This is a genomic window from Mesorhizobium sp. M7A.F.Ca.CA.003.01.2.1 (genome assembly GCF_003998945.1).
Classification (GTDB): domain Bacteria; phylum Pseudomonadota; class Alphaproteobacteria; order Rhizobiales; family Rhizobiaceae; genus Mesorhizobium; species Mesorhizobium ciceri.
Map to the genome: position 1 here is coordinate 1 of NZ_RZRA01000138.1, position 7,869 is coordinate 7,869.

The 7,869-nt window shown below is 64.0% G+C and carries 8 protein-coding genes and 1 pseudogene; 5 read left to right on the forward strand and 4 right to left on the reverse strand.

All coding sequences use genetic code 11. From position 1 onward, the window contains the following. Positions 1-217, forward strand: a pseudogene (locus EN969_RS08415) (S1 RNA-binding domain-containing protein); the annotation flags it as partial. Positions 218-314: 97 nt separating this feature from the next. Here EN969_RS08415 and EN969_RS08420 read toward each other — a convergent pair. The 4 genes from EN969_RS08420 to EN969_RS08435 all read right to left on the reverse strand — a co-directional run bounded on the left by EN969_RS08420 (position 315) and on the right by EN969_RS08435 (position 4,282). After that, complete coding sequence (locus EN969_RS08420; RefSeq protein WP_063169846.1) at positions 315-1,022, reverse strand: SDR family NAD(P)-dependent oxidoreductase; 708 nt, start codon at positions 1,020-1,022, stop codon at positions 315-317. A 169-nt stretch (positions 1,023-1,191) separates the two neighbouring features. Further along, on the reverse strand, positions 1,192-2,769 hold the full coding sequence (locus EN969_RS08425; protein WP_063169845.1) for a 5-guanidino-2-oxopentanoate decarboxylase: 1,578 nt from the start codon (positions 2,767-2,769) through the stop codon (positions 1,192-1,194). Next, complete coding sequence (locus tag EN969_RS08430; RefSeq protein WP_032809890.1) at positions 2,766-3,413, reverse strand: TetR family transcriptional regulator C-terminal domain-containing protein; 648 nt, start codon at positions 3,411-3,413, stop codon at positions 2,766-2,768. The genes EN969_RS08425 and EN969_RS08430 overlap by 4 nt, the downstream gene beginning before the upstream one ends. After that, complete coding sequence (locus EN969_RS08435) at positions 3,410-4,282, reverse strand: dimethylarginine dimethylaminohydrolase family protein (protein WP_024501898.1); 873 nt, start codon at positions 4,280-4,282, stop codon at positions 3,410-3,412. The genes EN969_RS08430 and EN969_RS08435 overlap by 4 nt, the downstream gene beginning before the upstream one ends. 213 nt (positions 4,283-4,495) lie before the next feature. On the opposite strand from EN969_RS08435, the gene EN969_RS08440 reads away from it, so the two are divergent. The 4 genes from EN969_RS08440 (at position 4,496) to EN969_RS08455 (ending at position 7,843) form a co-directional block, all read left to right on the forward strand. Then, complete coding sequence (locus EN969_RS08440; protein WP_063169844.1) at positions 4,496-5,311, forward strand: ABC transporter ATP-binding protein; 816 nt, start codon at positions 4,496-4,498, stop codon at positions 5,309-5,311. 53 nt (positions 5,312-5,364) lie between these two features. Continuing rightward, positions 5,365-6,165, forward strand: a complete 801-nt coding sequence (locus EN969_RS08445) for a transporter substrate-binding domain-containing protein (RefSeq protein ID WP_063169843.1) — start codon at positions 5,365-5,367, stop codon at positions 6,163-6,165. Between the two features lie 155 nt (positions 6,166-6,320). Continuing rightward, on the forward strand, positions 6,321-7,034 hold the full coding sequence (locus EN969_RS08450; protein WP_196815384.1) for an ABC transporter permease: 714 nt from the start codon (positions 6,321-6,323) through the stop codon (positions 7,032-7,034). Next, entirely contained in the window at positions 7,034-7,843 is an 810-nt protein-coding gene (locus tag EN969_RS08455; protein WP_013528191.1) for an ABC transporter permease, read from the forward strand. The genes EN969_RS08450 and EN969_RS08455 overlap by 1 nt, the downstream gene beginning before the upstream one ends. Positions 7,844-7,869: the final 26 nt, after the last annotated feature.

The following is a 7,869-nucleotide window of genomic DNA, read 5'->3' on the forward strand; positions in this document are numbered from 1 at the left end:
TGACCGCGACGAGCAGCGCCCCGAGCGCTTCACCGTCGGCCAGAAGGTCGATGCCCGCGTCATCGCCTTCGACAAGAAGACCCGCAAGCTGCAGGTCTCGATCAAGGCGCTGGAAATCGCCGAAGAGAAGGAAGCGGGCGCTCAGTACGGCTCGACCGACTCCGGCGCTTCGCTGGGCGACATCCTGGGTGCCGCGCTGAAGAAGCAGGGCAGCTAAGTCTTCGCACCGCGAAGCCTTCGCACAGGCTCCAAAACAAAACCCCGCCGGAGCGATCCGGCGGGGTTTTTTTTTGACCTAGGTAAAGGTTGGAAAGTTACGCCCTGCCGTAAAGCGGCACCAGCGTGCCGCTCATCGCCTGATTGGCCGGCGAGGCGAGATAGGCGATGGCCTCGGCGGCGGCTTCGAGGCTGACCCATCTTGTGACATCGGCATCCGGCATATCGGCGCGGTTTGCCGGCGTATCTAGCGTCGACGGCGCCACGGCATTGACCAGGATGCCCTTGTGCTTCAGCTCTTCGGCCATCGCCACCGTCATGGCTGCCACCGCCGCCTTGCTGGCGGCGTAAGCGACCATGCCGGCGCCGCGCCGCGGATCGAGCCCGGCGCGCGCGGTGACGTTGACGATGCGGCCCGCCGTGTCCGACGACAGCATCGAGCGGATCGCGGCGCGGCAGCACAGGAAGGCGGTGCGCGCATTGGTGTCCATCATCTCGGCAAAGGACGCCGACTCGATCTTTTCAACAGGCGCCGAGGTGAAGCCGCCAGCCAGATGGATCGAGCCCCAAAGGCCCGGAACCTGGCTATAGAACGCTTCGACCTTCGCGGGGTCCGAGAGATCGACGTTGTGCACCAGCTGGACACGGTCATGCGAGGTTAAGGGGAAATGCGTAGGGGCGGCGGCATGAGCATTGGGCACATGGCAGATCGCGCCGTCGCTCAGCAGTTTGCCGACAACCGCACCGCCGAGCGCACCGGTCCCACCAGTCACGACGATATGCTTGCCTTCAAGTGTTTCCGTCATCTTGGACGCTCCTGTCATTTTTTTATCGTTAGGTCATTTCTGTGCCGCCGACGCGAAGCGTCGCGCCTTTTGCGCCATCACTCAATTGACATCTCGACATGGCAGTTGTCGCGTCTTTGCATGCGTCCGACACTTCAGCCGTGGCCCGCCAAAACGGGAAACCCGCGCTTCAGTCAACTGTGATTTCGATGACGCGCGGCAGTCCGGTGGCCCGGGCGCGCTTCAGCGCGTCCGCGAGAGCGTCGATATCGGCAAGCCGTTCGGCGCCGATGCCATAAGCCTCGGCCAGCTTGCAGAAATCCGGCGGCGCCGGCGATACGCCAACCGGCTCGACGCCGACATCGAGCATCGAGGTTTCGATCTCGCGGTAGCCTCTGTTGTTCCAGACGACGAAGATGACCGGTACCCGCGCGTCGAGCGCGGCGCCCAGTTCCGGCAGCGTGAACTGGAAGCCGCCGTCACCCGTGAGGCAGACGACCGGCGCATCGGGTATCGCAAGGGCCGCGCCAATTGCGGCCGGCGGGCCGTAGCCAAGCGCGCCGAAGCCGGTGGCGGCATTGAACCAACCGCCTGGCCGATCATGGTCGTAATAGAGGTTGGCCGCATAGATCGGCTGCGTCGAATCGCCGACGATGAGCGCGCCCGGCAAAGCGTCGCGGATCATCTCGACGGCGCGCATCTGCCCCTGCAGTGTCGGATTGAGCTCGGCAAAGGCTGCTTTGCGTGTAGTAGCGGCGCGCGACGAACCGCCCTCGCTTGCCCGGACATGGCGGGTTTCCAGAAGCAGTGCTTCGAGCGCCTCGGCGCAATCGGCCTGGATCGAAACCGTCGCCGGGCGGCGGGCAAGCTGGTCCGCGCCGATATCGATGCGGATCAGGTTGGCGGGCAGGACGAAGCCGCCATCGCTGTAGCCGTCATAGTCGGTCGGGCCGAATTCGGTGCCGGCGGCAATCACCAGGTCGGCGTCGGCCATCAGCGCCCGTACTGTCTTCAGGCTGGGACTGGCCGGCACGCAAAGCGGATGACCATGCAGCAGGCCGCGCGCATTGGTGGTCTGGACGACCGGCGCCCCCAGCCGTTCGGCCAGACGCCGCAGTGGCGCTTCGGCGCGTTTGGCGCCGCCGCCGACCAGGATCAGCGGGCGGCGCGCTGCACTGATGAGTTTGGCCGCGTTGGCAATTGCGACACCTTCCGGCACGGGCGGCGTCACATTGCTCAGCATGGCAGCGATGCCATCCGCCGGCTTGACCATGACGTCGGTCGGGATCTCGATATGCACCGGGCCGGGCCGGGCCGATGAAAACAGGGCGAAGGCCTGCGCCAGCGCGCCGGGCAATTCGCCAGCCTCGGTAACGCGCTGCGAAAACAGCGCCACCTTCTCCATCATGCCGCGCTGATCCGGCAATTCGTGCAGATGGCCCAGCCCCTTGCCCAGCGTCGGCGTGGCGTTGACGCCTGAGATCACCAGCATCGGCACCGAATCGGCACGTGCCTGCCCCATGGCGGTGATGGTGTTGGTCAGCCCCGGTCCGGTGATGACGAAGGCGACGCCCGGTCTGCCGCTGGCGCGTGCGTAGCCATCGGCCATGAAGCCGGCGCCCTGTTCGTGACGCGGTGTGACGTGGCGGATCTTGGAGCGCGCTAGCCCGCGGTAGAGTTCTACCGTGTGGACGCCGGGAATCCCGAAGACCGTGTCGACGCCATGGGCTTCGAGCAGCGAAATGAGCGCTTCGCCGAGTGTCGTCATTGGTTTTCCTCCCCTTCCGGCGCGAGGCCTAGTTCGGCCTCGACGGCCTTGATGCCGATCGCCGCCAATTCGCCGGGCGAGAACATCTCGCCGGCCAGGCAGCCTTCGATCCAGAGTCCGTCGATGATCGCATTAATCGCGATGGCATGGTGGCGCAATTGGCTTGCGTCCGATTTGCGCCGTTCGGCGGCGAGCACCTCGGCCACAACCGCTTCCACCTCATTGCGAAAACCAAGGTAGCCTTCGCGGTGGGCGTGGGCCAAGGTCGGATCCGCTCTGGCGCGGCCGATGAAGGTTGCCCAGAGCGAAAACACCCGCGCGTCGATAATCGGCGCATTGAGGTTGGCGGTGACGAAAGCCGCAAGGCGCTGGCGAGGCGAGGCATTCTCCATGACCAAAGCCGCTTTCGCCTGCTCGGTCATGCGGCCCATCAGCGCTGCATAGGCTTCCTGCAGCAATTCTTCCTTGCCGGGAAAATAGTGCCGGATCAGCCCGGCGGTGACGCCGGCACGCAATGCGATGGTGCGCAAGGTGGCGCCCTGCAGGCCATGTTCCGCCACACTGTCCAGAGTGGCCTCGATCAGATCCTGCCGCCGCCGCTCCTCGCCCTCGCGACGGAACCTGCGGCGGGATGGCATATTCATTGGCGCAGGATCGGTCGCGTCAGGCATGTCGGCCCGCCCTCGCAGGCGATGCAGAGCGCATCCGCCTCGAAGATTTCGACCGTGCAGCCGGCGGCTTCCATCGCGGCTTTGGTCTTTGGAAAGCCTGCGACGGCAATGATCTTGTGTGGGCTGGTCGGCAGCACGTTCAGGCTAAGGCCGTTGGAAGCCGCGAACTCTTCGGCGTCGCCTTCGACCAGCCGGATGTTACGCGCCTTCAGCATCTGATAGAATGGGGCCGGCAAAAGCGGTGAATGGACCAATGCGAGGTCGTCGGCCAGCGGGCTGATCACCGACATCAGATGCAGGCACGCTTCTTCGCCTTGCCACAGCGGAAGATCAAAGCCGTAGACGGAAACGCCCAGCGGCGTCAGCAGGTTGGAAACCTGCTGGATGCCTTCCTGGTTGGAGCGGACACCGCGCCCGATCACCAGCGTACGGGCATCGAGCCATACGCAATCACCGCCTTCGACCTGGCCAGGAACCTCGACGCGGCCCAGGATTGGAATGCCCAGCCTTCGGTAGGTTTCCTCATGCAGCGAGGGCTCCCTGGCGCGCAACGGCTTGCCCATGGACAGAATCAGCGCGCCGCGATCGGTCATCAGCGACGGGTCGTGCGTGAACACCGAGTCCGAAAGTCCATCCGCCGTGTCCTCGATCCATTCGATTTCGGCACCGGAAGCCGCCACCAGTTCAGCAAGGAGCGCGTGCTGCGATGCCGCTTTCGCCGGATTGAATCCGGGGCCATAGTGCCAGGCAGCCCTGTCGGCATTGCGCATGGCGTTGGCCGCCGACCGCATCAGCACGCGGCGCAGCGGCGCCGCCATGGACTGTGATCCGAAAGCGCTCATCGAAGTCCTTTTTCGCTGAAAAAAATCGAGAAAATTTCATGGAAGGCTATTTATACACTTGCACAACAAGCTCGCAAGTGCCGTAATAAGCAGGATTGACGGGCTCTCGCCGTTGGGTCCATGCTGAAGTCTGGAGCGGGGCAGTACAGCGTATATGTTAATTAGCCGGATACACGTTCGACGAACCGCAGCCGACCCGATAGAGGTCACCCGGTGAGCGTGGTGGAAGCTGCCGCAGTCCGATCCGGCAAGGCGCAGGACGGCGCCGCCGAAGCCATCCATGTCGAGAACCTGCACAAGAAGTTCGGTGAGCTGCATGTGCTGAAGGGCGTCTCGCTGTCGGCGCGCGACGGCGAGGTCATCGCCATCATCGGCGGCTCGGGCTCCGGCAAATCGACCCTGCTGCGCTGCATCAACTGCCTGGAAAACCCGACCAGCGGCATCATTCGCGTCAATGGCGAGGAGATCAAGCTCAAGGCCGACAGCCACGGCCACACCATTCCGGCCGACCGCAAGCAGATCGAGCGCATCCGCTCCAAGCTCGGCATGGTGTTCCAAAACTTCAACCTGTGGAGCCACATGACGCTGATCGAAAACGTCATCGAGGTTCCGGTGCATGTGCTTGGCGTCAAGCGCGATGTGGCGATCGGCGAGGCCGAGAGGCTGCTCGCCCGTGTCGGTCTGGCTGAAAAGCGCGACGTCTATCCGGCCTATCTGTCGGGCGGCCAGCAGCAGCGCGCCGCGATCGCCCGGGCGCTGGCCATCAATCCGCGCGTCATGCTGTTCGACGAGCCCACCTCCGCGCTCGATCCCGAACTGGTCGGCGAGGTGCTGAAGGTGATCGGCGACCTGGCGCGCGAAGGCCGCACCATGGTGCTGGTCACCCACGAGATGAAGTTCGCCCGCGAGGTCGCGACCCATGTCGTCTACCTCTACAACGGGCTGGTCGAGGAAGAAGGGCCGCCGGAGCAGATCTTCGGCGCACCGAAATCCGAAAGGCTGAAGCAGTTCATCCGCAACATCGGCTAGGCAAGCCGGGACGGAAGAAAACCGGGAACCAACAACAAACTGGGAGTCATGAAATGAAGACCGTTCTGAAGACATTTGCCGCAGCGCTGCTGCTCGGCGTCGCCGCCATGGGCGTGGCCAAGGCCGATCCGGTCAAGATCGGCGTCGCCGCCGAGCCTTATCCGCCCTTCACCTCGCCCGATGCTTCGGGCAAATGGATCGGCTGGGAGATCGACTTCATCGACGCCGTCTGCGCCGAGGAGAAGCTCGATTGCGTCATCACCCCGGTTGCCTGGGACGGCATCATCCCGGCTCTGACGACCAAGAAGATCGACCTCATCGTCTCCTCGATGTCGATCACCGCCGAACGCGCGAAGACGATCGATTTCTCGGACAAGTACTATAACACGCCGACCGCGATCATCGGCCCGAAGGACCAGAAATTCGGCTCCGCTCCGGACGACCTCAAGGGCAAGATCGTCGGCGTGCAAGTGTCGACGGTGCACGCTGTCTATGCCAAGAAGCACTTTGGCAGCACAGCCTCCGAGATCAAGGAATACCAGACCCAGGACGAGGCCAACAACGATCTGGCCGCCGGCCGTCTCGACGCGGTGCAGGCCGATTCCATCGCGCTTGGCGAATTCCTCAAATCCGACCAGGGCAAAGCCTGCTGCGACCTGAAGGGCATGGTCGCTCCCGATGACGAAGTGCTCGGACCGGGCGTCGGCGCCGGCGTGCGCAAGGAAGACACCGACCTGAAGGGCAAAATCAACGCCGGCATCAAGGCGATCCGCGCCAACGGCAAATATGACGAGATCTCGAAGAAATACTTCGATTTCGACATTTACGGCGGCGGCGGCGCGCAGTCGAACTGACGATCCTCGTATGAGCTGTGGGGTGTGGCGTCGCGCCATGCCCCACCTGCTCGATCTTTCCCAGGCATGTTTGCCGCCGACGCAGCCGTCGGCGGTTAGTCAGCACTTCGGGGGCGACGCTGATCGACGCACTTCTTTCGGCCTCCGCGGCCGGCATCACCGAGCTTCTCTCGCCCTACCCGCCAGGCTGGGGCGGGGCGCTTCTGGTTGGGCTGCTGCATTCGATCGAGATCGCGCTGGGCGCCACGTGCCTCGGCCTTCTGATCGGCACCGGCGGCGCCTATGGCAAGCTTTATGGCGGGCCGGTGGTGCGCGATCTCCTGGCGGTTTACACCACCATCGTGCGCGCCGTGCCCGAACTGGTGCTGATCCTGCTGCTCTATTACGCCGGCACCGACCTGATCAATCAGGCGCTGACGGCCATGGGTTATCAGCGCGTCGACGTGAGCGGCCTTGCCGCCGGCATCGCCGTGCTCGGCTTCGTCCAGGGCGCCTATTCGACAGAGGTGATACGCGGCGCGATCCTGGCCATTCCGCAGGGCCAGATCGAAGCCGCCCGCGCCTATGGAATGTCTCCGGGCCTGATGTTGCGGCGCATCACCTTGCCGTCAATGCTGCCCTTCGCTATTCCGGGCCTCGCCAATCTCTGGCTGATCGCCACCAAGGACACCGCGCTATTGGCTGTTGTCGGCTTCTACGAGCTGGCGCTGGCAACGCGGCAGGCAGCGGGCGTCACCAAGGCCTATTTCACCTTCTTTTTCGCGGCGGGCGTGCTCTATCTGCTTTTGTCGCTGTTTTCCAACCTCGTTATCGGCCGGGTCGAGACCTGGTCGCGGCGCGGCATGCCTTCGCTCAAGGAGGCGCGCTGATGGCCAACGAGGCGACCATCATCGACGTCGTCGCGCGAACGTCGCTGTGGCTGCAGCCGCACCGCATCGTGCTGATCCTGATCGCACTGGGCCTTGTTCTGTCGGCCGCCTTTTTCATGCGCTGGGACTGGCTGCCGCAATATTATGAAATGGGCTTGATCGGCCTCTGGCGCTCGCTGTGGATCCTGGCCGTCACCTGCGTGCTGGGCTTCCTGCTGGCCGTCCCGCTTGGCCTGGCGCAGGCTGCCGGCTCGTTCTGGTTCGCCGCACCCGCCAAGGTGTTCTGCACGGTGATCCGGGGCACGCCGCTGCTGATCCAGCTCTGGCTGCTCTATTACGGCCTGGGTTCGCTGTTCCCGCAATATCCGTGGATCCGCGAATCCTGGATGTGGCCATATCTGCGGCAAGCCTGGCCCTATGGCGTGCTGGCGCTGACCCTGTCGTTCGCCGGTTATGAGGGCGAGGTGATGCGCGGCGCCTTCGCCGGCGTGCCCAAGGGGCAACTCGAAGCCGCCCGCGCCTTCGGCATGAGCCGCTGGAAGGCGTTCCGGCGGATCTGGCTGCCGCAAGCCATCTACCGGGCGCTGCCGACGCTGACCGGCGAGACCGTGCTGCAATTGAAGTCGACGCCGCTGGTGGCGACGATCAGCGTCATCGACATCTTCGCCGTTTCGTCCAAAGTACGGCAGGACACCTACCTCACCTACGAGCCCTTGCTGCTGCTGGCGCTGATCTACATGACGATAACCGGCATTCTGGTCTTCGCCTTCAGCAGGATAGAGGCCAGGATCCCGAACAAGATTGGTTAGAGGGGAGTAGGGGAGTAGGGGAGTAG

Excerpts from the sequence above, each read along its gene's own strand:
- EN969_RS08455 (WP_013528191.1), top strand. The coding sequence starts at position 7,034 with ATGGCCAACGAGGCGACCATCATCGACGTCGTCGCGCGAACGTCGCTG.
- EN969_RS08435 (WP_024501898.1), bottom strand. The coding sequence starts at position 4,282 with ATGAGCGCTTTCGGATCACAGTCCATGGCGGCGCCGCTGCGCCGCGTG.
- EN969_RS08430 (WP_032809890.1), bottom strand. The coding sequence starts at position 3,413 with ATGAATATGCCATCCCGCCGCAGGTTCCGTCGCGAGGGCGAGGAGCGG.
- EN969_RS08420 (WP_063169846.1), bottom strand. The coding sequence starts at position 1,022 with ATGACGGAAACACTTGAAGGCAAGCATATCGTCGTGACTGGTGGGACC.
- EN969_RS08425 (WP_063169845.1), bottom strand. The coding sequence starts at position 2,769 with ATGACGACACTCGGCGAAGCGCTCATTTCGCTGCTCGAAGCCCATGGC.
- EN969_RS08445 (WP_063169843.1), top strand. The coding sequence starts at position 5,365 with ATGAAGACCGTTCTGAAGACATTTGCCGCAGCGCTGCTGCTCGGCGTC.